Source organism: Paraburkholderia sp. EG287B, from assembly GCF_040965595.1.
Classification (GTDB): domain Bacteria; phylum Pseudomonadota; class Gammaproteobacteria; order Burkholderiales; family Burkholderiaceae; genus Paraburkholderia.
This window is the reverse complement of record NZ_JBFRCG010000076.1, coordinates 1-964: the sequence shown is the minus strand read 5'-3', so window position 1 is coordinate 964 and position 964 is coordinate 1. Positions and strand designations below refer to the sequence as shown.

The window sequence follows — 964 nt, the reverse complement described above, 5'->3', positions numbered from 1 at the left end:
TCTCGGAAAACGAAGATCATCATGCTTCAAAGGCCGGACGACCAACCTGCCAGCAGGCGCTTACGGCTGATACGCTCAACGCGAAAAAAGATCAGCGCTCTGAAAGCGTGTTGTGCAGACCTTCCCTTGATCTTACGGCGTTTCTCGAACTACTTCTGGCTTTCGCCGGAATATCTATTGGTGCCCAGGAGAGGACTCGAAGTTCGCATTCAGTGCATTGACTTGATGCTTTTTTTCTGAATATGGCTCCATCAATGTACTCATTGACGTGCTCGTCTGCTGCTGACTACAAAAAGCACGCCGTTTGTCGCGCTAGAGCAACAACCATCTGACACTACGCCGATCCGGTGACACCGCGTAGCCACCATCGCGGCTTTCCTCTGCCTTCTGCAAGTGCCCGTGCGTGCTGGTGACGGAGCAACGGGCGAAAGCGGATAGACCACATCTTCATCAGTTTGTCGGGACAGTTTCGGCCAACTTGTCGTGCTGTGGCGCGAGCTGCGGGCCGTCAACTACTTTGGCCGCCCGCCGCCGCTCGGCTTGGGGTAATTGACTCACGCCGCGCGCGCTTGTCGTCGTCCGCGCTGCGACGCCGGTAGCTTCACAAGTTCAGTTCGAAGATCGTTGAGTGATGGGGCCAGGCGATCAATGGCGGCCACCATCAACGATGGATCGGGGAACACGTCGCGCCGTCAGGTGGTCAGCGACAGCGTGGTGCCAGCGATGTCGAGGATCAGCTTCTCTTCGGCGCGGTGGATCTGTCGCACCAAGCGATTCAGGCGTTTCGTGAACGCTTTGTAGTGCTAGTCCAGTGAACCAATGAAATTGCACTGCCCATAATGGTGCATGGGCAAAATGAATCTGAGTGAAACCGAGCGCGAAGAACTGATGTCGATGCAGCGCAGCCGCACAATGGCCGTTGGCGAGGTGAGGCGTGCACGGTTGATCCTGCTGCTCGACGAAG

Annotated in this window: 1 protein-coding gene and 1 pseudogene; both read left to right on the top strand. The window is 56.5% G+C overall.

Going from position 1 to position 964, the window contains the following annotated elements; translation table 11 throughout:
• A partial coding sequence (locus AB4Y40_RS42750) for a hypothetical protein (protein WP_368692984.1) occupies positions 1 to 221 on the top strand: 221 nt, incomplete at its 5' end.
• Between the two features lie 625 nt (positions 222 to 846).
• Positions 847 to 964, top strand: a pseudogene (locus AB4Y40_RS42745) (IS630 family transposase); the annotation flags it as partial.